Source organism: Pseudomonas capeferrum (assembly GCF_013523055.1).
Lineage (GTDB): Bacteria > Pseudomonadota > Gammaproteobacteria > Pseudomonadales > Pseudomonadaceae > Aquipseudomonas > Aquipseudomonas capeferrum_A.
Genome location: NZ_JAAMQM010000010.1, coordinates 196,553 through 219,502, shown reverse-complemented (window position 1 = coordinate 219,502; position 22,950 = coordinate 196,553). Strand labels below are relative to the sequence as shown.

Here is a 22,950-nt window from a genome sequence, read left to right as displayed (position 1 = left end):
TCTCCTTCAGGCGCACGGCTTCTTCCACGGCGATTTCGCAGAAGGGGTTCATGGACATCTTGACGTTTGCAAGGTCGACGCCGGAGCTGTCCGCCTTGACGCGAACCTTGACGTTGTAGTCGACCACGCGTTTGACTCTTACCAGCACCTTCATAGGCTCTCCAGTCGTGTGCATCGTGGGGGGAGGGCAGAATGCTCGCCTGTCGGTGACAATAGCGGCGGGCGGGCAAGCGCGGATCGTCCATATCGACTAGCGACGGCCTAGGCAGCGGCAGTAAAAGACTCGACATTTGTCTCAAGCCCGTACAGACCGAGCCGATAAAGAGATGTCGGCGCCTTTTAGCCGGATCAGGCCCTGCGCGCTGAATAATAAGAAGGTGATCATCGATGGTTCGGCAGCTCAAGCATGCCCTGCTGCAGGCAATTCTACTGGCCGCGACCTGTGGTGGAGGGGCATCTGCCCAGGGAGCGGAGGCGCCGTTGCGTATCGTCACCGAAGAGTTGCCGCCTTACAACATGACCCAGGACGGCAAGGTGACCGGCATGAGCACCGAAGTGCTCCAGGCGGTGCTCAAGGAGGCCGGCGTCCACGCCTCGATCCAGGTAATGCCTTGGGCGCGTGCCTATGAGCTGGCGCTCAACGATAGCAATGTACTGATCTACTCGATCGCTCGTACGCCAGCGCGCGAAGCGCTGTTCCAATGGGTCGGCGGGGTCGCGCCGACCAACTGGTACATCTACTCGCTGGCCGAACGGCCTGTGAAGCTCGATTCGTTGGCCGACGCCCATGGTCACCAGATCGCTACCGTCAATAAGGATGTGGGTGAGCAATACCTGGTTTCCAAGGGCTTCCGAATCGGGCAGGAACTGCAATCGAGCAACAAGTACGAACACAACTACCGCAAGCTCAAGGTCGATCATGTGAAGTTGTGGATTTCCAACGAACTCAACGCGCTGTATCTGACTCGTCAGAACGGCGAAGACCCGTCCAAGGTGCTGATTCGCTCGTTGCCACTCCCTGAGCTGAGCAAGGGGATGATCCTGAGCATGGCCTTCAGCCGCAAGACGCCCACCGAGACGGTCGACAAGTTCCGCGTCGCTCTGGACGCCATCCGCCGCAATGGCGTCTACGATGCAATCATGCGCAAATGGCTGTGACATGACCCAGGAACACCGTGCCGCAGCTTCTCGGAACCCGCAGGCTTTGGACACTGGAACCTTCAGCTTCCTGGGGCGCAGGCTGGTGCTCGCCACGCTGGTGTTCTGCCTGCTGTTCACCCTGACCATGGTCACGTTGCGCACCTGGCTCGCCTGGGAAAACAACCTGGGCGAGATGAAGGCAGAGCTTGCGCTGATCGATCAGGTGTTCCAGAACACCTTGTCCGAAGCGATCTGGGAGATGGACCGCGAGTCGCTGGGCAAGCAGCTCGCCAGCGTCGCGCAGGCGGCGCCGGTGGGACGAGTGGCGCTCAAGGTGCTGCGCCCCGGTCAATCGCCGGAAATCATCGAACTTGATCGCTACGCCGGCCGTACCACCGATGTGGCGCCGGTGTTGCATCGTCAGCTGGTCGCCGAACCCTATGCCGGTGCACACGAAACAGTCGGCGAACTGACCATCGAAGGAGATGCCGATCTGCTTTGGACGCGCCTCTGGGGTGAAGCCTTCAGCATCTTCATCACCCAGATCGTCCAGTCGCTGCTGCTGGCCGGGTTGATCATGACCGTGTTCAACCGGCTGGTCACCGTGCACGTGAAACACATCGCACGGCATCTGGGAGAACTCGTTCCGCAGACATTGAATCGGCATCTGACCTTGCAGCGCTCGGTGCGTCACCAGGACGAGCTCAGTCTGCTCGAGTCCCAGGTGAACGGGTTGCAGGACAGCCTCCATGCCCACCTGGAGCGTCAGCGTCGGGATGAGCTGGCCATGGCAGCCAGCCGTGATCAGCTGGCCGAACTGGTCGAGGCACGCACCGCGCAACTCATGCAAGCCAACCTGTCGCTCGAAGCGCTGTCGCGCCACGATGCCTTGACCGGCCTGGCCAACCGCCGCCATTTCGATGAACTGAAAGAAGTCGAATTCCGTCGTGCGATTCGCCACGGGACGCCGCTGACGGTGCTCATGTGCGATGTCGATTTTTTCAAGCTCTACAACGACACCTACGGACACATGATGGGCGATGAGTGCCTGAAGCAGGTCGCAGAAACCCTGCGCGGTGCGTTCGGGCGCTCGGGCGAACTGGCTGCCCGGTTGGGGGGCGAGGAATTCGTCGTGGTCTTGCCGAACGTCGACGCCAGCCAGGCCAGCGACGCGGCTGAACGGTTACGCGCCAGGCTGGCGGAACGCGCATTGCCGCACATTGCGTCATCCATCTCCCCCTTTGTCACCGTGAGCATAGGTGTCGCCGAGCTCGACCCTGAATCCATGGATCATTTCGACCTGCTGCTGCAACGCGCCGACCAGGCGTTGTACCGCGCCAAGCGTCAGGGACGTGATCGCGTTGCTTTCTGAACATCACGCGCGCTGTGAGGCCACCATGCGTTACCGTCTGACATTCTGCTCAAGCCTGCTCCTGATCTTGTTGGCCCTGCACAGCCACGCCCAGGGAATCGATGTCGTGACCGAGGATTCCCGTTACGCCTACCTACGTGACGGCAAGGTCGTGGGACCGGCCACGCAGGTCGCCCAGGCCATGCTCGACCTGGCGGCACTGGGTGACTATCGCATCGTCATCTATCCCTGGGCGAGGGCGTACGAAAAGGCGCTGCGCGAGCCTGACGTGCTGATTTACCCGCTGGATCGCACCAGCGCGCGCGAGCACTCATTCAAGTGGGTAGGCGAGATAGCCACCGTCACGACCCGCCTTTACAAGCTTCGCGATGGGGAGAAAATCGTCTTGAACAGTTTGGCGCAGGCCAAGAGCTACAGCATCGGTGTCGTGCGTTACGACACCCGGCAGCTCCTTCTGCAGCAGCGAGGATTCACGCGGCTCGTGGTGTCGGACAACAATCGCGACAACTTCCAGAAACTGCTCAATCATCAGGTTCGGCTGCTGCCGCTGACAGAGCGCTCCGCGCGACAGAGCAGCGAGGATGCGCAAGTCGATTTCAGCATCCTGGAAGAGGTCTATTCGATAGACGAGCAGCCCGACCATGTGTACATGGCGTTCAGCCTGAGCACCCCGGACGACACCGTGGCTCGGGCTCGACGGGCGTTCGAGAAGCTCAAGGCTTCGGGTGAGCTGGGTCGGCTCATGGGTGAGCATTGACGTCCACCTGGGGTGCGTCGGAAAGATCCTGTCCAGGTACGCCATGTCGTCTAGGGAGAGGGTTTTGGCAATGGCCAAAGCCATCGAGGATTCGGACCTCGATGGCTGGGTATCGGTGGCGCTGGTGGCGAGTCAGGCAGGACGTCGTCGAGAGCGGGCTTACGCTACACCAGCCGGCGGATATTCCCGATCTGCCGCAGGCTCAGCCCATATTTGTTCGCCAACAGGCTGCGTGACAGCCCCTCCGCGCTTTCCCGCTGGATCTGCAGGTTGCGCAACTGACGCATGAAGTGATCGGACTTGGGAATTTCCAATGCCATGCCGGCGAAGCGCTTGATCAATGCATCCAGGGCCTCGGGCGGGAGAATGTCGACCAGTCGGGTCCTTTCCCGATGTTTTGGAATGTATTTGGGACGCCCGCCATAGGCGCAGGTCAGGCGGTAGGCATTCTCGATGCCGATGCATTCGATCAGCGACTGCAGCGAATGGGGCAGTTGGGTCACATCGATGAGCGTGAGGTCATGCTGTTCCATAGGGGCTTCCTTGGCTGAATGGGGAGTGCCGGCGCTTGAGCTTCCGTGGCAAGCGTTCAGGGTCGCCGTTTCCAGTAGAAGCGACCGGAGCTGATTCTCAGGCAGCGCAGAAGGCTGTTGCTAGGCGTCATACGAACCGCCGCTTGCAGGCAGTCGGGAATGCCGATGTAGGAAGCCACCTCGACGTCGGTCTGCAAGCCTTGATTTCCCAGGCAAGCCTTGGCCTGGGATTCCTGAGATAGCCGTACCCATGGTCAGGACCGGATAGCGCCTCCGACTATCGCGCGAACGGCCTGCGGACGCAGGCGGTGACACTGGCCGATCCGGCGAGCAGCGGCAAGGACGGGTAGGTCGGGAGGCAAGGGGAGGGCAGGGGCGCCAGTGGCCACATGGACCACTGGATGCACCGCTTTGGCGGGCTACGTTGTATGATGCCGCGGCTCGAAGCGAGCCTACCGACATTGATGTACAAGGATTATCCGATGACACACGTTCAGCGCCTGAAATACTCCCTTCTGATCATCCTGGTGGTACTGGGGATCATGCTGGGCCTGTCCCACCTGCAGAAGGAGGGCGTGATCAGTGAGCAGACGTTTCAGTACATTGCCATCGCGGTGGCTGTGATCGTGGTGGTGATCAACGGCATCATGCGCCGCAAGGTCAAGCTCTGATGCAGCTGGCCGGTGCCCGCCGGCCAACCGCTCAACGCGCGACGGGCAGTTCCAGCACCGCTCGGGCCTGCGGGTTGAGGCTGTAGCACTTGTCGCTGCCAAGGCTGATAACGCCTTCGACGCAGAGGCGCTTGAGCACTTCGCGCACGCTCAGAAACGACAGCGGGATATCCAGCTGTTCCAGCTGGGTATGGACGCCGCGTACGCCGATGCTGCGGCCGTTTCGATCGGCCGCATGCAGGGCATCGATCACTTTCAGGCGGATCAGGCTGGTACGCAGGCCATAGATGCGCAGCAGTTCGCGAATCTGATCGTTGCCCAGGCGCTCATCCGAGTCGGCCGTCGGGCTGGCTCCCGCTGCGCCAGTGCGTGTGTCGGCGCGCAGGGCCGGTTGCGAGTCGCGCATGTGAATGCTCCTTTTCGTGGACTGTCCTGAAAACATGGATGCCTCACTTATTAGGACGAATGAGATCGGGGAAACTGCAATTTCTCGGTGAAAAAAATTGCGGCATAGAATTCAAGACGTTTCAGGCTGGCGATATCCGTAAAATTTTCATGTTGCACTTCGTTTGATCGGCATGACCCTTTCAATCCAACAGGAGTGTCCGTGAGCAAACCTTTCGGTACCTTGGCGAGCCTCGGCCTTGCCGTCGGACTCGCTGTCTGCAGTCTCGCCACCCACGCGCGGGAAGCCGCGCCCGATGCCTCGGCGCAGATTCGTCGAACCAGCTTCGGCGTGCCGCATATCCTGGCCAAGGATGAACGCGGCCTGGGTTACGGTATCGGTTATGCCTACGCCCAGGACAACCTCTGCCTGCTGGCCAACGAAGTAGTGACGGTAAACGGCGAGCGCTCCCGGTACTTCGGTCCGAAGGCCACCACCTTCGAGCAACGCAACAACCTCGACAGTGACCTGTTCTTCACCTGGTTGAACGCGCCGACTGCCGTGACCGCCTTCGAGCAGGCCCAGCCCAGGCAGGTAAGGGAACTGCTGGAGGGCTACGCCAGCGGTTACAACCGTGCCTTGGCCGAGCGCAAGACCCAGGGACTGCCCGCCGAATGCGGCGCGGGTGACTGGCTGCGACCTGTCACCAGCCTCGACCTGATCAAGCTGACCCGTCGCCTGCTGGCCGAAGGCGGGCTGGGGCAGTTCGCCGAAGCCGTGGTGGCCGCCGCGCCGCCGAAGGTCGCGGCGCAGCGCCAGGACGATGATTTCAGCGTGGCCCTGGCGCGCCAGCTGCGCTTCGCCCAGGAGCGCGGCAGCAATGCCGTGGCCGTCGGCGCCGAGCGCTCCAGCAATGGCCGCGGTCTGTTGCTGGCCAACCCGCACTTCCCATGGATGGGCGGGCTGCGCTTCTACCAGATGCAGCTGACCATTCCCGGTCAGCTGGACGTGATGGGCGCCGCCTTGCCTGGCCTGCCGTTGGTCAATATCGGCTTCAACCAGCATGTGGCCTGGACACACACGGTCGACACCTCTAAGCACTTCACCCTCTACCGTCTGCAACTCGATCCGAAGAACCCGACGCGCTACCTGCTCGATGGCAAGTCGCTGCCCTTGAAACGGCAGGCGGTAAGCGTGACGGTCAAGGATGAAGGTGGGCAAACGAGCCAGGTGCGGCGTGAAGTCTACCTGTCCGAATTCGGTCCCGTGGTGCAATGGCCGGGCCGTCTGGACTGGGACAATCGGTACGCCTACAGCTTGCGTGATGCCAACCTGGACAACACCCGCGTCCTGCAGCAGTGGTACGCCATCAACCATGCCGAGAGCCTTGCGGCCCTGCGCGACAGCGTGGAGCGGATCCAGGGTATCCCCTGGGTCAATACCCTTGCGGTCGATGCCGGCGGCCAGGCGCTGTACATGAACCAGTCGGTGGTGCCTTACGTCGACCAGGCCCTGCTCGCCCAGTGCGGCGACCCCGCAGCCGCCGACCAACCGATGGTGGTGCTCGATGGCTCGCGCAGCGCCTGCCGGTGGAAAACCGATCCTCAGGCGGCCCAGCGCGGGATCTTCCCGTCCCGCTTGCTGCCTACCCTGGCGCGGCGCGACTTCGTGCAGAACTCCAACGACTCGGCCTGGCTGGCCAACCCGGCCCAGCCGCAGACCGGCTTCTCGCCGCTGGTCAGCCAAGATCACCGGGCGTTGGGCATGCGCAGCCGTTTCGCCCTGCAGCGCCTGCAAGGCAATGGCAAGGTGGGCGTCGACGAGCTGCGGCGCATGGTGATGGACGATGAGGTGTACGTGGCGAGCCTGGTGCTACCGGACCTGCTGCAGTGGTGTGGCGCCGCCGAAGCGGAGCTCGCGCCCGTGTGCGACAGCCTGAAGACCTGGAACGGCAAGGCCGATCTGGATAGCGGCTTGGGCCTGGTGCATTTCGAGTACTTGCTCAAGGCCATGGCCAGTCACCCAGAGGCCTGGCGCGTGGCCTTCGACCCGGCGGATCCGCTGCACACCCCTCGCGGGCTGGCCGTGGAGCAGGCCGCGGTTCGCCAGCTGTTGCGCGAGGCTGGCCTGGCGTCCCTGAAGCAGGCCAGGGAGAGCGGTATTGCCGCCGATAGCCGATGGGGACAGGTCCAGCAGGCGGCGGACGGCACGCCGATGCACGGCGGCTCGCAGTCACTGGGTATCTATAACGCGATGCTCAGCGTGCCGCACGAGCCTGGGAAGCGGCTGGTGGTCAGTGGGACCAGCTATCTGCAGCTGGTCAGCTTCACCGACAAAGGCCCGCAGGCCCAAGGGCTGCTGGCGTTTTCCCAGTCCAGCGAATCCGCTTCCTGCCATGCGAGCGACCAGACCCGCGCCTTCTCGGCCAAGCAGTTGCACGCGATGCCGTTCACCGAGGCGCAGATCGAGGCCGACCCGGCGTTTCGACAGTATGTGATCAGCGAACGGGACAAGGCGCCGGTGGCCGGCAACCTACCCTGACGCGGGAGGGGCAGCGCGCTCCGCCAGCGGGCGGAGCAGGCTGTCAGGCGAAGTTGAACGCGGCCAGCTGGAAGCCTTGAGCGTCTACCTGCAAGGCCCAGCCCTGACGGTCCCAGTCGCCGAGGACGATGCGCCGCGCGGGCTGGCCATCGACCATCAGCTTGTGGATCGCCGGGCGGTGCGTGTGGCCATGGACCAGCGTGCGCACGCCCATGGCCGACATCACCTGGGGCACCTCGTGCGGGGTGACATCCACGATCTCGGTCGTCTTCATTCGCGTCTGCGTACGGCTTTCACTGCGCAGCTTGCGCGCCAGCTTCTGCCGCGTGCGCAGCGGCAGATGCCGCAGGATCCACAGGCTCAGCGGGTTGCGCAGGTAGCGGCGCAGCTTCATGTAGGCCAGGTCGCGGGTGCACAGGCTGTCGCCATGCATCAGCAGCACGGGTTCGCCGCCCAGCTCGACGACGCTCGGGTCCGCCAGCAGCGTGCAGCCTGCCGCTTCGCAGAACGCCTTGCCGATCAGGAAGTCGCGGTTGCCATGCATCAGATAGATCGCCGTGCCGCTGTCGCTCAGGGCGCGCAGGGCTTGGCAGATCGACCGCTGGAACGGCGTCATGGCGTCGTCGCCGATCCAGGCCTCGAAGAAATCCCCGAGGATGTACAGCGCCTTGGCGTGCCGGGCGCGCCCGTCGAGCAGATCCAGAAACGCCCGGGTAATGTCCGGGCGCTCTTCTTGCAAATGCAGATCGGAGATCAGCAGGATCACTCAATGATCTCGGCTTTCTCGATGATCACATCGTCCTTCGGCACGTCCTGGTGGCCAGCCTTGGAACCGGTGGCGACCTTTTCGATGGCGTCGACCACTTCACGACCTTCGGTCACTTCGCCGAACACCGCGTAACCCCAGCCCTGAACGTTCTTGCCGCTGTGATTGAGGAAATCGTTGTCCGAGGCGTTGATGAAGAACTGCGCCGAAGCCGAATGCGGCTCCATGGTACGGGCCATGGCGATGGAGTACTTGGTGTTCTTCAAGCCGTTGTCGGCTTCGTTCTGGATGCTGGCGCGGGTTTTCTTCTGGCTCATGCCTGGCTCGAAACCGCCGCCCTGGATCATGAAGCCCTTGATCACACGGTGGAACACGGTGTTGTCGAAGTGACCTTCCTTGACGTACTGAACGAAGTTCGCGACGGTCTGGGGGGCCTTCTCGGTGTCCAGTTGCAGGACGATGTCGCCGTGGTTGGTGCTCAGTTTGACTTTGGACATGCTGGGTTCGCTCTTTCAAGGCATTTGGAAAAAAGGGGTGCGCAGATGCGCATACATCCACCTGACGCACCTGGCGGCGTTCGCGACACAGGTCGCACGACCTCGATGATGCCGACGCGGCGATAAAACGCGCCAGTTTGTCGGCGCCCGACTGTCGGCAGCTTGACCGCTTCGGCTATGATAAGCGCTTTGATTCAGTCGGCCTACCCAGGCCGTTCACCAGTATCCAAGGAACAGAATGAGCAAGCCCACTGCCGACAACGCTCCCAATGCCGCTGCCAAAGGCGCGCCTGCGGTCCCTGTGAACTTCTTGCGGCCGATCATCCAGGCCGATCTGGACGCGGGCAAGCACAGCAGTATCGTCACCCGATTCCCGCCGGAACCCAACGGTTACCTGCACATCGGCCACGCCAAGTCGATCTGTGTGAACTTCGGCCTGGCCCAGGAATTCGGCGGCGCCTGCCATCTGCGATTCGATGACACCAATCCGGCCAAGGAAGATCAGGAGTACATCGACGCCATCCAGAGCGATGTCAAATGGCTGGGCTTCGAGTGGGCGGGCCCGGTGCGCTACGCCTCGGAATACTTCGACCAGCTGCACGACTGGGCGGTGGAGCTGATCAAGCGCGGCAAGGCCTATGTCTGCGACCTGACCCCGGAGCAGGCCAAGGCCTACCGCGGCAGCCTGACCGAGCCTGGCAAGGACAGCCCGTTCCGCGAACGCAGTGTCGAGGACAACCTCGACCTCTTCGCGCGCATGAAAGCGGGCGAGTTCCAGGATGGCGAGCGCGTCCTGCGGGCCAGGATCGACATGGCTTCGCCGAACATGAACCTGCGCGACCCGATCCTCTATCGCATCCGCCATGCCCACCACCACCAGACCGGTGACAAGTGGTGCATCTACCCCAACTACGACTTCACCCACGGGCAGTCGGATGCGATCGAAGGCATCACCCATTCGATCTGCACCCTCGAGTTCGAAGGGCATCGCCCGCTCTACGAATGGTTCCTCGACAACCTGCCGGTACCGGCCAAGCCGCGCCAGTACGAGTTCAGCCGCCTGAACCTGAACTACACCATCACCAGCAAGCGCAAGCTCAAGCAGCTGGTGGACGAGCAGCACGTCAGTGGCTGGGACGATCCGCGCATGTCCACGCTGTCGGGCTTCCGTCGCCGTGGCTACACCCCGGCATCGATCCGCAACTTCTGCGAGATGATCGGTACCAACCGTTCCGATGGCGTGGTCGACATGTCGATGCTCGAGTTCAGCATCCGCGACGACCTCGACCGCACCGCGCCACGCGCCATGTGTGTCCTGCGCCCGCTCAAGGTAGTGATCACCAACTACCCGCAAGATCAGGTCGAGCAGCTGGAACTGCCGCGTCACCCTAAAGAAGACATGGGCGTGCGCGTGCTGCCTTTCGCCCGGGAGATCTATATCGACCGCGACGATTTCATGGAAGAGCCGCCCAAGGGCTACAAGCGCCTGGAGCCCAACGGCGAGGTGCGTCTGCGCGGCAGCTACGTGATCCGCGCCGACGAGGCGATCAAGGACGCTGACGGCAATGTCGTCGAGCTGCGCTGCACCTATGACACCGAGACCCTGGGCAAGAACCCCGAGGGTCGCAAGGTCAAGGGCGTGATCCACTGGGTACCGGTCGAAGGCAGCATCGAGTGCGAAGTGCGTCTGTACGACCGCCTGTTCCGCTCGGCCAACCCGGAGAAAACCGAAGAGGGCGGCAGCTTCCTGGACAACATCAACGCCGAATCGCTGCAGGTGCTGCGCGGTTGTCGCGCCGAGCCTTCACTGGGCCAGGCCCAGCCCGAGGACCGCTTCCAGTTCGAGCGCGAAGGCTATTTCTGCGCCGACCTGAAGGACAGCCAGCCAGGTCGCCCGGTGTTCAACCGCACCGTGACCCTGCGCGATTCGTGGGGCAGCTAAGGAAATCCCGTGCTTAACATCTACAACACCCTGAGCAAGACCAAGGAAGTCTTCACACCCCTGGATGGCAACAAGGTGCGCATGTACGTCTGCGGCATGACCGTGTACGACTACTGCCACCTGGGCCATGGCCGCAGCATGGTGGCCTTCGACCTGGTCACGCGCTGGCTGCGCTACAGCGGCTACGACCTGACCTACGTGCGCAACATCACCGACATCGATGACAAGATCATCAACCGCGCCAACGAAAACGGCGAGGCCTTCGAGGCCCTGACCGCGCGCATGATCGATGCCATGCACGAAGACGAGCGACGCCTGAACATCCTGCCGCCTGACCAGGAACCGCGTGCCACCGACCATATTCCCGGCATGCACGCGATGATCCAGACCCTGATCGACAAGGGTTACGCCTATGCTCCTGGCAATGGCGACGTGTATTACCGGGTCGGCAAGTTCGTCGGCTACGGCAAGCTGTCGCGACGCAAGATCGAAGACTTGCGCATCGGCGCGCGGATCGAGGTCGAGGAGGCCAAGCAGGATCCGCTGGACTTCGTGCTCTGGAAGGGCGCCAAGCCGGGCGAGCCGAGTTGGGAGTCGCCATGGGGCCCGGGTCGTCCGGGATGGCACATCGAATGCTCGGTCATGTCCACCTGCTGCCTGGGGGAAAGCTTCGATATCCATGGCGGTGGTAGCGACCTGGAGTTCCCGCACCACGAGAACGAGATCGCCCAGAGCGAGGCCGCCACGGGCAAGCCGTACGCCAACGCGTGGATGCATTGCGGGATGATCCGGATCAATGGCGAGAAGATGTCCAAGTCCTTGAACAACTTCTTCACCATTCGCGACGTGCTCGACAAGTATCACCCCGAGGTGGTGCGCTATCTGCTGGTGGGCAGCCACTACCGCAGCGCCATCAACTATTCCGAGGACAGCCTGCGCGATGCCAAGGGTGCCCTGGAGCGCTTCTATCATGCCTTGCGCGGTCTGCCGCGCGTGGAGGCCAAGGGGGGCGAGGCCTACGTCGAGCGCTTCAGCGTGGCGATGAATGACGACTTCGGTACGCCCGAAGCTTGTGCCGTGCTGTTCGAGATGGTTCGCGAAATCAACCGTCTGCGCGAAACCGAGCCGGACGTGGCCGCCGGTCTTGCCGCGCGTTTGCGCGAGCTGGGCGATGTGCTGGGCGTGCTGCAGCTGGATGCCGACGAGTTCCTGCAGGCTGGCGCGCAGGGCAAGGTCGATGCCGCCGAGGTGGAGGCGCTGATTCAGGCGCGCCTGCAAGCGCGCGCGGACAAGAACTGGGCCGAATCCGACCGTATCCGCGACCAGATTACCGCCATGGGGGTGGTGCTGGAGGATGGCAAGGGCGGGACGACCTGGCGTCTGGCCGACTGACGACGGGCTGCATGCTGCATGGCAGCGTGCGGCGTCCTTAAGATCGAGCGCCGCTTGTGTGGCGCATCGCGGGGCAAGCCCGCTCACCACTGGTGCCTGTCTTCCTGCACCATGCTAGCGGTGGTGAGCGAGCTTGCCCCGCGATGCGTCGCGCAAGCGGCACTCGATCCCAGGAATGCCAAAAAATCAAAGGCTATGTGTTCCTCACGCCCCCATGCGCCAGCGAATCCAAGGTTGGCCGAACATCCGCCACTACCCCCTTACTGCTCCAGGGCAATGCAACACCAACCTAGCCCCGCCCAGCTCACTGGCCCCAACCTCCAACCCAAACCCATGCAGATCGACGATCGCCGCAACGATTGACAAGCCCAGCCCGAACCCTGGGTGGCGGTGGCCTTCCTCACTGCGGTAGAAGCGTTTGAGCACCGCGTCGCGTTCTGTCTCCGGTATCCCCGGCCCGCTGTCTTCCACGGCGATGTGTACACCCAAGGTGTCCTTATAGGCGTGGATCCGCACCTTCCCGCCGCTCGGCGTGAACTTGATGGCATTGCCGACCAGGTTGGCCAAGGCTTCGAACAGCAGTTCGCGGTCCCCGTGCAACGCCGGCAACTGCGCCGGTCGCTCCAGTCGCAAGTGAATTTCGCCGTCTTCGGCCAACGGCAGATAGAAATCATGCAGTTCGACCAGTAGCGCCAGCGGATCGAGCTCGATGAAACCCGCGCGGCGCCGACGGTCTTCCAGTTCGCTGATGCGCAGCAATCCGCGAAAACGTGCCATCAGGGTATCGGTCTCTTCGATCGCCTGGTCCAGCGCCGTTGCTTCGGGCGAAGCGTCGCCGCTCTGCTGACGGATGCGATAGAGCTGGGCGCGCAAGCGGGTCAAAGGGGTTCGCAGGTCATGAGCGATGTTGTCGCAGACCCCCTTGACCTCATGCATCAGGCGCTCGATGCGATCGAGCATGGCATTGACGATGGCCGCCAGCATGTCCAGCTCGTCGCGTCGCGTGGATAGCGGCAGGCGGTGGGTGAGGTCGCCGGCGACGATCAGCTCGGCGCTGGCCTGTACCGCGCGGATCCGCTTGAGCGGCCGACGGCGCAGGAAATACCAGCCGGCAAAGCCTGGTATCAGTGTCAGCGAGATGCCCCAGAGCAAGGCATGCAGGATGATGCGCGTGACGACGAAGAGTGAGCCGTTGTCGCGCACCAGCACCAGCCAGCGACCATCCTTGACCTTGATCGCCACGGCATCACAGCTGTGACGGGGCAGGTGCGGGTCATCCGCAGCGAGACAGTTTTCGAGTTCTTGGACCTTGCCGTCCAGGCTGAGCGCCCGCGGAATCTGCCGAATACGCCCGCCAAGCGGATTGAATTGTGCGTCGAACAGGCCATAGGCATCGAAACTGCGCTCCTCGAAGGCCTGGCTGGCGATCAGCGCGTCTTCGAGCTGCTTGCCGCTCATGTGAGCGAACAGGTGCTGACGCTGGAGCATCGAATGTCGTGTCAGCTTGTTCAGGTAACTGGAGACCTCGAAATACAGGACCCCCATGAGAATGCTGCTCCAGGCCACGAAAAGAAAGCTGTACAGGGCCAGCAGTCGGCTGGTCGAGGAGCTCCAGCCTTTAGACGGGTTCGGCAATGGCATAGCCCGAGCCCCGCACGGTGCGAATCAGCGGTGTCTGGCCTGGCGCGTCGATCTTCTTGCGCAATCGACCGATATGCACATCGATCAGATTGGTGCCCGGGTCGAAGTGATAGCCCCACACTTCCTCGAAGATCATCATCCGCGTGATCACCTGGCCCGCATGGCGCATCAGGTATTCGAGCAGCTTGTACTCGGTGGGGAGCAGGTTGAGGGTCTGGTCGCCGCGTCGGGCCTCATGGCTGATCAGGTCCAGTTCCAGGTCGGCGACCGACAGCCGGGTCTGGGTCATCGGGACGCTGTTGCGGCGCAGCAGCACCTCGACTCGCGCGGCCATCTCGTCCGATGCGAATGGCTTGGTCAGGTAGTCATCGCCTCCGGCGCGCAGGCCGCGTACCCGCTCGTCCACATCCGACAATGCACTGATCATCAGGATCGGCGTGGTGATCTTGAGCGTGCGCAAGGTAGTGACGATGGTCAGACCATCGACTTCCGGCAGCATGCGGTCCAGGGTGATGAGGTCGTAACCGCCCGCGATGGCCTTGGCCAGCCCATCGCGACCGTTGGCGGCCCACTCCACGTCCAGGCCATGGGTGGACAATTCGGCGACGATTTCCTGGGCAGTGACAGCGTCATCTTCGATGGTCAGTACGCGGGGCATGCTGATACCTGGGCGGCGAATGGAGAGTCGATTGTGCCAAAGATTAGACAGTCAGCGGTTTAAGAAAAATTCATCTGCCCCGAATGCATCGCGGGGCACGACGACTCCCAGGCGGATGATCCTGGAAGCCGGCGTGCCCCGCGATGGAGGGCAGGACGCGATCAGTCGACCTTGACGATCCAGCCCGCCGGAGCCTCGACGTCGCCGCTCTGAATACCGGTCAGCTCGTTGTACAGCTTCTGGGTCACGGGGCCGACCTTTTCCAGGTCATGGAAGATATGCAGCTTGCCAGCGTACTGGATACCACCGATCGGCGTGATCACCGCCGCGGTACCGCAGGCGCCGGCCTCAATGAAGCGGTCCAGCTCGCTGATCAGCACGTCGCCCTCGATCACTTTCAGGCCCAGGCGCGATTCGGCCAGTTCCATCAGCGACAGGCGGGTGATGCCCGGCAGGACGGACGCCGACTTGGGCGTGATGAATTCGTTGTTGGCGGTGATGCCGAAGAAGTTGGCCGAACCGACTTCCTCGATCTTGGTATGGGTCATCGGATCCAGGTAGATGGCGTCGGCGAAGTCGGCCTTCTTGGCTTCCGAGCCTGGCATCAGGCTGGCTGCGTAGTTGCCGCCGACCTTGGCTGCACCGGTACCCTGCGGAGCGGCGCGGTCGAAGCTGGAGATCTGGAAGTTGTGCGGCTTCATGCCGCCCTTGAAGTACGAGCCGACCGGGATGGCGAAGATCGAGAAGATGAACTCGGGCGCGGTGCGCACGCCGATGTTGTCACCGACGCCGATGACGAAGGGACGCAGGTACAGCGCACCCTTGCCATGCGGGGGAATGAAGCGCTCGTTGGCCTTGACCACCTGCTTGCAGGCCTCGACGAACACCTCGGTCGGCACATGCGGCATCAGCAGGCGAGCGCAGCTGCGCTGCATGCGCTGGGCGTTCTGGTCGGGACGGAACAGGTTGATCGAACCGTCCTTACAGCGGTAGGCCTTCAGGCCCTCGAAGCATTGCTGGCCATAATGCAGCGCGGTGGAACCTTCGCTGATGTGCAGCTGGTTGTCTTCGGTCAGGGTGCCCTGATCCCACTCGCCATTGCGCCAGTAGGAAAGGAAGCGCTTGTCGGTCTTGATATAGTCGAAGCCCAGCTTGTCCCAGTTAATGCTCTCGTTACTCATGACACCCTCATTGTCTGGCAGATGCCTGATGGCTCAGGCCGCTTTCATTTGCGCACGCTGCCACGATAATACATCCGCTGCGGATCCGAAATGCCCAGTCACGAATTGCGGCCAAGTCACGGCCTGGCGAGGGATGAGCTTCACTCGACCTGACGTCGGGTGCTAACCCGAATGTCTGCCCGTCCAGCGCGTTGGTCGAGTTTCTTCATGACCAAGCGAGGCCAAGGGCTTTGCTTGGTCATGAAAGATTCCAATCCTGCGCAAGCGCGGTGGAATCGCCTATAGCGCGGTCTCGCCCAGCAACGCGGCGGTCATCCTTACAGGATCGGCTTGCCGCCCGTGACCCCATACCGGCTCCCGGTAATGTAGCTGCCTTCGTCCGACGCGAGCAGCACGTAGATCGGCGAGACCTCCACCGGCTGGCCCGGGCGCCCCAATGGCGTCTGGGAACCGAAATCACGGACTGTGTCCTCCGGCATGGTCGCCACGATCAACGGTGTCCAGATCGGTCCTGGCGCCACGCTGTTGACGCGGATGCCCTTCGGCCCAAGCATCTGCGCGAGTCCCGCACTGAAGTTGGCGATCGCGCCTTTGGTGGTCGCGTACGGCAGCAGGGTCGGGGTTGGCGAATCGGAGTTGACCGAGCTGGTATTGATGATCGAACTGCCCGGCGCCATCGAGGGCAGGGCAGCCTTGCAGATACGGAAGATGGCCGTGATGTTGGTGTCGAAGGTGCGCACCCATTCTTCGTCGGAGATTTCCTCGAGGGTCTCGTGGCTCATCTGGAAAGCCGCGTTGTTGACCAGGGTGTCGATGCGGCCGAAGCGTTCTACAGTTTTCGCGACCACGTCTTCGCAATGTGCCTTGTCGACCAGGTCGCCAGGTATCAGCAAGCATTGCCGACCTGCTTCCTCGACCAGGCGCGCGGTATCCTGAGCGTCTTCATGTTCGTCGAGGTAGGAAATGGCTACATCGGCACCCTCGCGAGCAAAGGCGATCGCCACCGCGCGGCCGATGCCGCTGTCACCACCGGTGATCAGCGCGATCTTCCCGGTCATGCGACCGTGACCCACATAGGTTTGCTCGCCACAATCAGGTTTCGGGTCCATCTTGAACTGGTCGCCGGGGACTTCCTGGGGCTGGCGAGGGAACGGGGGGATGGGATATTTACGCATCGCAAATGCTCCTGTCACAGGATAGAAATCAACTCTCCCTATGTGTGAAGCTATCGAGCCTGCCGCGTTGAATCCGATCGCAACGAAGGCGACGAACGGTTAACGGTTATAACCCCTCAAGGTGTATGTCTCGGACGCGCTGTCATTCCGCTTCCAGCTTCAGCCGCGTGCCGTCGAAGAGGGTCAGGGTCAGCCCCTCGATGGTGCCGGCCAGACGGTCAGGGAAAAGCGGCTGATCATCCGGATCGACGTCGTCGTAGTAGAAGCGTGTGCCTTCCAGCCAGCCTATCGGCAGGGCGAGATCCGGGCCCAGGTAATACTTGCCATCCTCGAAGAAACCGGAGAATTGCCAGGCACGCTCCTGATTGTCCACGGTATAACGTCTTCCCGGTTGCATGCCGGTAGCCTGGTCCAACATGGCGCATATCCTCAGAGTGTCTGCAAGGTAGAAAGCGGAAGGGCGCGCGAGGTTCCGCCTCGGTCGGAAAGTATGTCAGGCTGTTAATGGGTGGAATCGAATGCCGCCACGGTGGTCCCAGATTGGGGCGTGGAGCAGTGGCGTTGCACTGGGACTCGATGCCCGACCGCAATTTCAATGGAGAGACAAGATGAAAGCAGTGCTAATGACCGCATTACTGGCCGCCGCAGGATTCGCTCAGGCCGCCGAGACGGTCGACATCAAGTTGGCCGGCCCGGATGGCCAGGGCAAGTCGATCGGCACCATCAGTATCGAGCAGAACAAGTCCGGTGCACTGCTGACTCCGGACCTCAAGGACCTGCCGCCGGGTATTCATGGTTTCCACCTGCACCAGAATCCTTCCTGCGATGCTGCCCAGGATAACGGCAAGACCGTCCCGGCCGGCGCGGCGGGCGGTCACTGGGACCCGGATTCGACCAACGCCCACAAGGGGCCTTATGACGACAGCGGGCACCGTGGCGACCTGCCGGCGCTGTATGTCGGCGCCGATGGCAAGGCTATCTACCCGGTACTGGCTCCGCGTCTGAAGGCATCGGATTTCAAGGGCCATGCCTTGATGGTGCATGTAGGCGGCGACAACCACAGCGATCACCCCGAGAAGCTCGGGGGTGGCGGTGGTCGCATGGCGTGTGGCGTGGTGAAGTAAGGCATTGCCCTTCGGTCGGTCTCGCAGCGAGGCCGACCGAGGCACACCCTGCTGTCAGCGCTGGGGATTCAGCGTCAAGTGCACATGGCGGTTGACGTCCTTGTACAGCAGGTAGCGGAACGGCCCTGGGCCACCGGCGTAGCAAGCCTGCGGGCAGAACGCGCGCAGCCACATGAAATCGCCGGCCTCGACCTCGACCCAGTCCTGGTTCAAGCGATACACCGCCTTGCCTTCCAGTACGTACAGGCCATGTTCCATCACATGGGTCTCGGCGAACGGAATCACGCCGCCCGGCTGGAAGGTGACGATGTTCACGTGCATGTCGTGACGCATGTCGGCCATGTCAACGAAGCGCGTGGTCACCCAACGACCCTCGGTGCCCGGCATGGCGATCGGCTCGATATCTTTCTCGTTGGTGACGAACGCTTCCGGCAAAGGAAGGCCTTCGACTTTCTGGTAGTGCTTGCGCAGCCAATGGAAGGTGACATTTGCCCGGCTGTTGTTGCGCAGACTCCAGTCGGCGCCTGGCGGGATGAAGGCATAGCCACCCGCGGTCAAGGTGTGATGCTTGCCCTGCAGGGTGATATCGACTTCCCCCTCGACCACGAACAGCACGCCTTCGGCATTCGGGTCCAGCTCAGGACGCTCGCTGCCGCCCTCTGGCGCAACCTCGACGATGTACTGGGAGAAGGTTTCGGCGAAACCGGTCAGCGGCCGGGCGATGACCCACATGCGCATCTTGTCCCAGAACGGCAGGTGGCTGGTGACGATGTCACGCATCACGCCCTTGGGGATGATGGCATAGGCTTCGGTGAACATGGCGCGATCCGTGAGCAGTTCGGTCTGCGCCGGATGCCCGCCATGGGGGGCGTAGTAAGGAGGTTTCGACATGGACGATCTCGACTTGTTGTTGTATCCCCGTGCCACAAGCGTATCGAAGGATACGACGGTGGGGATTGATCGACAGAATAGGGTTCCGAAGCAGGCATCCACAAATTAAATGTTGAAATACCCATTATTCGATTAGTGAATGCAGCATCTGGGTGTGCGAATCCTTTGGATCGCTGTGAAGATGCCTCAGGACCCATGTGTCATCCCTGTACACCAGCGGGCTGTAGACACGGTGCTGCAAAGTCCACCGACACTGGCGTTATAATCGTCGCCCGTATCACTGTATCCGAGTAATCCGATGGGTCTTTCCGTTACTGCTACATCCGAGCCGCGACGCCTGGGCGTGCCGCTGCTCGCTCTTGCGCTGCTGCTGGTGGGCGCCTGGTTTCTCAATATCACTGCCGGCTTCAGGCAGGTCTTGCTGTTGATCGTCGGCACAGCGCTGGGACTGACGCTCTATCATGCCGCCTTTGGCTTCACGTCCGCCTGGCGGGTCTTCATCAAGGAACGCCGGGGTGCCGGTCTACGGGCGCAGATGGTGATGTTGGCCGTCGCCGTGCTGCTGTTCTTCCCAGCGTTATCCGCTGGCACGCTGTTCGGCAATCCGGTGACGGGACTGGTCGCCCCAGCCGGGGTTTCGGTGGTCTTCGGTGCCTTCATCTTCGGCATCGGCATGCAACTGGGCGGCGGCTGCGCGTCAGGCACTCTGTTCACCGTAGGCGGCGGCAATGCGCGCATGCTGGTCACCTTGCTGTTCTTCATCATCGGTTCGGTCGCGGCGACCCAGCATGCCGACTGGTGGTTTGCGTTGCCATCGTTCCCGGCCACTTCGATCGTCCAGGCCTGGGGTGTCGTCCCGGCCTTGCTGGCAAGCCTGGCGGTCTTCGGCCTGATCGCCTGGATTACGGTGAAGCTGGAGACGCGCCGTCATGGACGACTCGAGGCGCCGCTAGCCAGCGCGCATCGGGGCTTGGGCCGATTCCTGCGTGGTCCTTGGCCGTTGGTGTGGGGCGCGCTTGCCCTGGCACTGCTGAACTATGCCACCTTGGCGCTGGCAGGGCGGCCATGGGGGATCACTTCCGCATTCGCCTTGTGGGGCGCCAAAACCCTCGGCGCGCTGGGCGTTGATGTCGGCAGCTGGGCGTTCTGGCAAATGCCCGGCAACGCCAAGGCTCTGGCCGCTCCGCTCTGGCAGGACGTCACCACGGTCATGGATATCGGTATCGTCCTCGGCGCCTTGCTTGCCGCCGGCCTCGCGGGCCGCTTCGCGCCGAGCCTGAACATTCCCTTGCGCTCGCTGCTGGCGGCGGTGATCGGAGGGCTGATGCTGGGCTACGGTTCGCGACTGGCCTACGGCTGCAATATCGGCGCGTACTTCAGCGGGATCGCTTCGGGCAGCATGCATGGCTGGCTCTGGTTGGTGGCGGCCTACACAGGCAACCTGCTCGGCGTGCGTCTGCGTCCCGTGTTCTTTGACGGCGAACGACGTCCCGAGCGCTTGAGTGGCTGCTGATTTCCTGCTTCCGAGCGCGGCAAATGCAGCGCTCGTGTCTTAATAAAATCTTTAGATTTCTTTCATAACACATTGAATTTGTTTAAAAATACGTATTTACGAGAAATCCTGACTTATGCTTTCAAGCATCATGATTCCTTTATAACCTATTGATTCAGATAGGATTATCTCCTGGCAACAGCATGCGCGACGCATTGTTCGTTATAGACCTGTCGGATGGCGGCAGGCTGGAGCCGTGAAGGGCTGGTGTAGGTCTGTTCGACGATCCCGAATGCTGTCATGCGCATCCAGGGCTTGGGAAACTTGCGGTTTTGCAACCGCTTCCTGGCCGTATACAGGCTTACCCCCGAAAGCTTGGAGCGTTGCGCCTCGGCGGCGATCTGAGCCCCCCAACCACAGACCTGTCGATCATTCGTGCTCAACGTCCTTGCCTGCACGGTGCTCATGACCAGGGTCATCAGGCAAGCGGCGACCGATATTAGAAAAGCCCGCATGTTGTTTACCTAAGCTTCTGAAAGATTGGAATTTTGCCTTCGCTTTACAGAGCAGGGGGCCAGCAATTTGCCTTCAGACCCCAGGCTCAGGGTTGGCCCTGGACGGTCCTTTGAGATGGATATGGAAAAGCCATGAAGGGTGTATGTGATCGTACAACTGATTGAGTTATGATGATGCCCGTCCATCCTCAATGAAATGACACCCTGAATGACAGAGCAGCAGGTACAGGCACGAGCCCGCCGCAAGCCGCGCAGCCTCGCGCAAGAGCTGGTCACGGTACTGACCGAACGCATACGCAGCGGCCGACTCAAGCGTGGCGACAAGTTACCGACAGAATCGCAGATCATGGTCGAGGAAGGCGTCAGCCGTACCGTGGTACGCGAAGCCATCTCTCGCCTTCAGGCATCCGGCCAGGTGGAGACACGACACGGCATCGGTACATTCGTACTGGACGCGCCGTCTTCAAGTGGCTTCAGGGTCGACCCGGCCACCATCGTGACCCTGCGTGAAGTGCTGGCGGTCCTGGAATTGCGCATCGCCCTGGAGGTCGAATCGGCCGGGCTCGCCGCAGAACGCCGCAGTACCGAACAGCTCGCCGCCATGCGCAGGGCCCTGGACGAGCTCAACGAAGGGGCCGCCCATGCCTCGGACGCGGTGTCGGCGGACTTCCAGTTTCACCTGCAGATTGCCCAGTCCAGCGGCAATCATTACTTTGCCGACATCATCAATCACCTGGGCACCAGCATCATCCCGCGGACTCGTCTCAATTCGGCGCGTCTGGCGCATGCCGATCAGGCCCACTACATGAGTCGGCTCATCCATGAGCATGAAGCGATCTACGAGGCGATCGCCCGGCATGACAGCGAGGGCGCGAAGATGGCCATGCGCCTGCACCTGAGCAACAGCCGCGAACGGTTGCGCCAGGCGCATGAGCAGGCCCAGGCTCAAGAGCCGTGAACGGGCGGGCGCATGGCCCGCCGTGCCTGCACCTGCGCTTACCGTCCGGGCTGTTCGCTACGCGGGGCTTCCGGTAATGCATCGGCAAAGTGATTGACCTTGCGCAACTGCTTGAAACCGACCATCCATCCCCCGACCACGGCCAATGTGCACAGGCTTCCCGCCACGGCCGCGCCGACCACGCCGAAAGCCGCGGCCATGCTGCCAGCGCGAAACTCGCCCAGCTCGTTGGATGAGCCGATGAACAGCATGTTCACCGCGTTGACCCGACCACGCATGGCATCGGGCGTCGAGAACTGCACCAGGGTGGAACGGATGTACACGCTGACCATGTCCGCCGCTCCGGCCACGGCCAGCGCCAGGAACGACAGCCAGAACAGGCTGGACAACGAGAACACCAGGTTGGCCAGGCCGAAGACGGCGACAGCGCCGAACATGGTCATGCCGACATTGCGATCGAACGGGCGCAGGCTCAGGTAGAAGCCGATCGACAGTTCACCGATTGCCACGGCACTGCGCAGTGCGCCAAGCCCCTCCGGGCCGACATGCAGCACGTCCTGGGCATAGATCGGCAACAGCGCGACCACGCCCCCGAGCAGGACCGCGAACAGGTCAAGCGAAATGGTGCCGAGGATGATCGGCCGCGAGCGGATGAAGGCAATGCCCGCCGTGAAACGGCTCCAGGCTGTGCCTTCGACCGGCTTGCGCTGCTCGGCATACTTGACCTGGACTCGCCGGAGCAGGAACAGGCCAAGCACGAAACAACCCAGGCACAAGCCATAGGTGAGGCCACCGCCGCCCAGGGCATAGAGCCCCCCACCCAGCAACGGCCCGAGGATGGTTGCCCCCCGCATGATCATGCTGTTGGCGGCAATCGCGGCGGCCAGTTGCTCGCGCGGTACCACCTGCGGTAGCAGGCTCTGCAAGGCAGGCCCGGTGAAGGCACGTCCGCAGCCGAACAAGGCCAGCACCGCATAGATGGCGTGGGGGCTCTGTGCGTCGCTGATCGACAGCCACGCCAGCGCACCACTGCACCCCGCTTGCAGTGCCCAGCTCAAGGCCAGGATCCGCTTGCGGTCATAGCGGTCGATGAGATCGCCGGCCGGCATCAGCAGCAACACCATGGGGATGAACTGGGCCAGGCCGACATAAGCCAGCGACAGTGGGTCGCGGGTCATGTCGTAGACTTGCCAGGCGACAACGACAGCCTGGATCTGCATGGCACCGACGGCCGCTACCCGGGAGAACAGGAAAGCCAGGAAGCCGGGCTGGCGGTAGACGGTGCTTGAGACAGCAGGGGTTGAGCTGGACACGTATGA

The 22,950-nt window shown here is 62.3% G+C and carries 21 protein-coding genes and 2 pseudogenes; 10 read left to right on the top strand and 13 right to left on the bottom strand.

The genetic code is table 11. The annotated features are described in order from the left end of the window. Window positions 1-154: pseudogene (locus G7009_RS13635) on the bottom strand (electron transfer flavoprotein subunit beta/FixA family protein); the annotation flags it as partial. A 233-nt stretch (window positions 155-387) separates the two neighbouring features. Here G7009_RS13635 and G7009_RS13630 point away from each other — a divergent pair. The 3 genes from G7009_RS13630 to G7009_RS13620 are packed head-to-tail and all read left to right on the top strand — an operon-like array spanning window position 388 to window position 3,269. Then, window positions 388-1,158, top strand: coding sequence for a substrate-binding periplasmic protein (locus G7009_RS13630; protein ID WP_181130591.1), 771 nt, complete (start codon window positions 388-390; stop codon window positions 1,156-1,158). 1 nt (window position 1,159) lies between these two features. Then, the gene (locus G7009_RS13625) at window positions 1,160-2,512 is read left to right on the top strand and encodes a GGDEF domain-containing protein (protein ID WP_181130590.1); all 1,353 of its coding nucleotides are present in this window, start codon (window positions 1,160-1,162) and stop codon (window positions 2,510-2,512) included. Between the two features lie 25 nt (window positions 2,513-2,537). After that, complete coding sequence (locus G7009_RS13620; RefSeq protein ID WP_181130589.1) at window positions 2,538-3,269, top strand: substrate-binding periplasmic protein; 732 nt, start codon at window positions 2,538-2,540, stop codon at window positions 3,267-3,269. Window positions 3,270-3,433: 164 nt separating this feature from the next. Here G7009_RS13620 and G7009_RS13615 read toward each other — a convergent pair whose 3' ends face one another. Beyond that, complete coding sequence (locus tag G7009_RS13615) at window positions 3,434-3,802, bottom strand: Mor transcription activator family protein (RefSeq protein WP_181130588.1); 369 nt, start codon at window positions 3,800-3,802, stop codon at window positions 3,434-3,436. Between the two features lie 482 nt (window positions 3,803-4,284). Between G7009_RS13615 and G7009_RS13610 the strand changes: the two genes are divergently transcribed. After that, window positions 4,285-4,473 carry a hypothetical protein gene (locus G7009_RS13610; RefSeq protein ID WP_181130587.1) on the top strand — a complete coding sequence of 63 codons (189 nt, stop codon included), beginning with the start codon at window positions 4,285-4,287 and terminating at the stop codon, window positions 4,471-4,473. 31 nt (window positions 4,474-4,504) lie between these two features. Here G7009_RS13610 and G7009_RS13605 read toward each other — a convergent pair whose 3' ends face one another. Next, window positions 4,505-4,879, bottom strand: coding sequence for a fe2+ zn2+ uptake regulation protein (locus tag G7009_RS13605; protein ID WP_181130586.1), 375 nt, complete (start codon window positions 4,877-4,879; stop codon window positions 4,505-4,507). Window positions 4,880-5,080: 201 nt separating this feature from the next. Here G7009_RS13605 and pvdQ point away from each other — a divergent pair, with 201 nt between their 5' ends. After that, complete coding sequence (gene pvdQ / locus G7009_RS13600) at window positions 5,081-7,399, top strand: bifunctional acylase PvdQ (protein WP_308813325.1); 2,319 nt, start codon at window positions 5,081-5,083, stop codon at window positions 7,397-7,399. A gap of 43 nt (window positions 7,400-7,442) precedes the next feature. Here pvdQ and G7009_RS13595 read toward each other — a convergent pair whose 3' ends face one another. Next, window positions 7,443-8,165 (bottom strand): UDP-2,3-diacylglucosamine diphosphatase, encoded by a 723-nt coding sequence (locus G7009_RS13595; RefSeq protein WP_181130585.1) that lies wholly within the window; start codon window positions 8,163-8,165, stop codon window positions 7,443-7,445. Continuing rightward, complete coding sequence (locus G7009_RS13590; RefSeq protein WP_181130584.1) at window positions 8,162-8,662, bottom strand: peptidylprolyl isomerase; 501 nt, start codon at window positions 8,660-8,662, stop codon at window positions 8,162-8,164. The genes G7009_RS13595 and G7009_RS13590 overlap by 4 nt, the downstream gene beginning before the upstream one ends. Window positions 8,663-8,900: 238 nt before the next feature. On the opposite strand from G7009_RS13590, the gene G7009_RS13585 reads away from it, so the two are divergent. After that, a complete protein-coding gene (locus G7009_RS13585) occupies window positions 8,901-10,604 on the top strand; it encodes a glutamine--tRNA ligase/YqeY domain fusion protein (RefSeq protein ID WP_181130583.1) in 1,704 nt (567 codons plus the stop codon). 9 nt (window positions 10,605-10,613) lie between these two features. Then, window positions 10,614-11,996: a cysteine--tRNA ligase gene (cysS, locus tag G7009_RS13580; protein WP_181130582.1), complete on the top strand. Its 1,383-nt coding sequence runs from the start codon at window positions 10,614-10,616 to the stop codon at window positions 11,994-11,996. Window positions 11,997-12,248: 252 nt separating this feature from the next. Here the strand turns inward: cysS and G7009_RS13575 are convergent, their stop codons facing one another. The 5 genes and pseudogenes from G7009_RS13575 to G7009_RS13555 all read right to left on the bottom strand — a co-directional run. Next, window positions 12,249-13,637 (bottom strand): sensor histidine kinase, encoded by a 1,389-nt coding sequence (locus tag G7009_RS13575; RefSeq protein WP_181130581.1) that lies wholly within the window; start codon window positions 13,635-13,637, stop codon window positions 12,249-12,251. Next, window positions 13,615-14,295, bottom strand: coding sequence for a response regulator transcription factor (locus tag G7009_RS13570; protein WP_181130580.1), 681 nt, complete (start codon window positions 14,293-14,295; stop codon window positions 13,615-13,617). Before G7009_RS13570 ends, G7009_RS13575 begins: the two co-directional genes overlap by 23 nt. A 161-nt stretch (window positions 14,296-14,456) precedes the next feature. After that, window positions 14,457-15,476: a branched-chain amino acid aminotransferase gene (locus tag G7009_RS13565; RefSeq protein ID WP_181130579.1), complete on the bottom strand. Its 1,020-nt coding sequence runs from the start codon at window positions 15,474-15,476 to the stop codon at window positions 14,457-14,459. Window positions 15,477-15,793: 317 nt separating this feature from the next. Beyond that, window positions 15,794-16,651, bottom strand: a complete 858-nt coding sequence (locus tag G7009_RS13560; protein WP_181130578.1) for an SDR family oxidoreductase — start codon at window positions 16,649-16,651, stop codon at window positions 15,794-15,796. A gap of 154 nt (window positions 16,652-16,805) precedes the next feature. Continuing rightward, a pseudogene (locus G7009_RS13555) lies at window positions 16,806-17,069 on the bottom strand (SDR family oxidoreductase); the annotation flags it as partial. Window positions 17,070-17,259: 190 nt separating this feature from the next. Here G7009_RS13555 and sodC point away from each other — a divergent pair. Next, window positions 17,260-17,775, top strand: a complete 516-nt coding sequence (gene sodC / locus G7009_RS13550; protein ID WP_181130576.1) for a superoxide dismutase family protein — start codon at window positions 17,260-17,262, stop codon at window positions 17,773-17,775. Between the two features lie 54 nt (window positions 17,776-17,829). On the opposite strand, the gene G7009_RS13545 is transcribed toward sodC, so the two are convergent. Next, on the bottom strand, window positions 17,830-18,666 hold the full coding sequence (locus G7009_RS13545) for a bifunctional allantoicase/(S)-ureidoglycine aminohydrolase (protein ID WP_181130575.1): 837 nt from the start codon (window positions 18,664-18,666) through the stop codon (window positions 17,830-17,832). Between the two features lie 298 nt (window positions 18,667-18,964). Between G7009_RS13545 and G7009_RS13540 the strand changes: the two genes are divergently transcribed. Next, window positions 18,965-20,179 (top strand): YeeE/YedE family protein, encoded by a 1,215-nt coding sequence (locus G7009_RS13540; RefSeq protein WP_181130574.1) that lies wholly within the window; start codon window positions 18,965-18,967, stop codon window positions 20,177-20,179. A gap of 164 nt (window positions 20,180-20,343) precedes the next feature. Here G7009_RS13540 and G7009_RS13535 read toward each other — a convergent pair whose 3' ends face one another. Further along, on the bottom strand, window positions 20,344-20,673 hold the full coding sequence (locus G7009_RS13535; protein ID WP_181130573.1) for a hypothetical protein: 330 nt from the start codon (window positions 20,671-20,673) through the stop codon (window positions 20,344-20,346). 208 nt (window positions 20,674-20,881) lie between these two features. On the opposite strand from G7009_RS13535, the gene G7009_RS13530 reads away from it, so the two are divergent. Beyond that, window positions 20,882-21,631 (top strand): FadR/GntR family transcriptional regulator, encoded by a 750-nt coding sequence (locus tag G7009_RS13530; RefSeq protein WP_181130572.1) that lies wholly within the window; start codon window positions 20,882-20,884, stop codon window positions 21,629-21,631. A gap of 38 nt (window positions 21,632-21,669) precedes the next feature. On the opposite strand, the gene G7009_RS13525 is transcribed toward G7009_RS13530, so the two are convergent. After that, a complete protein-coding gene (locus G7009_RS13525) occupies window positions 21,670-22,944 on the bottom strand; it encodes an MFS transporter (protein WP_181130571.1) in 1,275 nt (424 codons plus the stop codon). Between the last annotated feature and the right edge of the window lie 6 nt (window positions 22,945-22,950).

Coding starts and splice junctions, on each gene's coding strand:
- G7009_RS13630 (WP_181130591.1), top strand. CDS start 388: ATGGTTCGGCAGCTCAAGCATGCCCTGCTGCAGGCAATTCTACTGGCC.
- G7009_RS13625 (WP_181130590.1), top strand. CDS start 1,160: ATGACCCAGGAACACCGTGCCGCAGCTTCTCGGAACCCGCAGGCTTTG.
- G7009_RS13620 (WP_181130589.1), top strand. CDS start 2,538: ATGCGTTACCGTCTGACATTCTGCTCAAGCCTGCTCCTGATCTTGTTG.
- G7009_RS13615 (WP_181130588.1), bottom strand. CDS start 3,802: ATGGAACAGCATGACCTCACGCTCATCGATGTGACCCAACTGCCCCAT.
- G7009_RS13610 (WP_181130587.1), top strand. CDS start 4,285: ATGACACACGTTCAGCGCCTGAAATACTCCCTTCTGATCATCCTGGTG.
- G7009_RS13605 (WP_181130586.1), bottom strand. CDS start 4,879: ATGCGCGACTCGCAACCGGCCCTGCGCGCCGACACACGCACTGGCGCA.
- G7009_RS13590 (WP_181130584.1), bottom strand. CDS start 8,662: ATGTCCAAAGTCAAACTGAGCACCAACCACGGCGACATCGTCCTGCAA.
- G7009_RS13585 (WP_181130583.1), top strand. CDS start 8,901: ATGAGCAAGCCCACTGCCGACAACGCTCCCAATGCCGCTGCCAAAGGC.
- G7009_RS13575 (WP_181130581.1), bottom strand. CDS start 13,637: ATGCCATTGCCGAACCCGTCTAAAGGCTGGAGCTCCTCGACCAGCCGA.
- G7009_RS13570 (WP_181130580.1), bottom strand. CDS start 14,295: ATGCCCCGCGTACTGACCATCGAAGATGACGCTGTCACTGCCCAGGAA.
- G7009_RS13565 (WP_181130579.1), bottom strand. CDS start 15,476: ATGAGTAACGAGAGCATTAACTGGGACAAGCTGGGCTTCGACTATATC.
- G7009_RS13560 (WP_181130578.1), bottom strand. CDS start 16,651: ATGCGTAAATATCCCATCCCCCCGTTCCCTCGCCAGCCCCAGGAAGTC.
- sodC (WP_181130576.1), top strand. CDS start 17,260: ATGAAAGCAGTGCTAATGACCGCATTACTGGCCGCCGCAGGATTCGCT.
- G7009_RS13545 (WP_181130575.1), bottom strand. CDS start 18,666: ATGTCGAAACCTCCTTACTACGCCCCCCATGGCGGGCATCCGGCGCAG.
- G7009_RS13540 (WP_181130574.1), top strand. CDS start 18,965: ATGGGTCTTTCCGTTACTGCTACATCCGAGCCGCGACGCCTGGGCGTG.
- G7009_RS13535 (WP_181130573.1), bottom strand. CDS start 20,673: ATGCGGGCTTTTCTAATATCGGTCGCCGCTTGCCTGATGACCCTGGTC.
- G7009_RS13530 (WP_181130572.1), top strand. CDS start 20,882: ATGACAGAGCAGCAGGTACAGGCACGAGCCCGCCGCAAGCCGCGCAGC.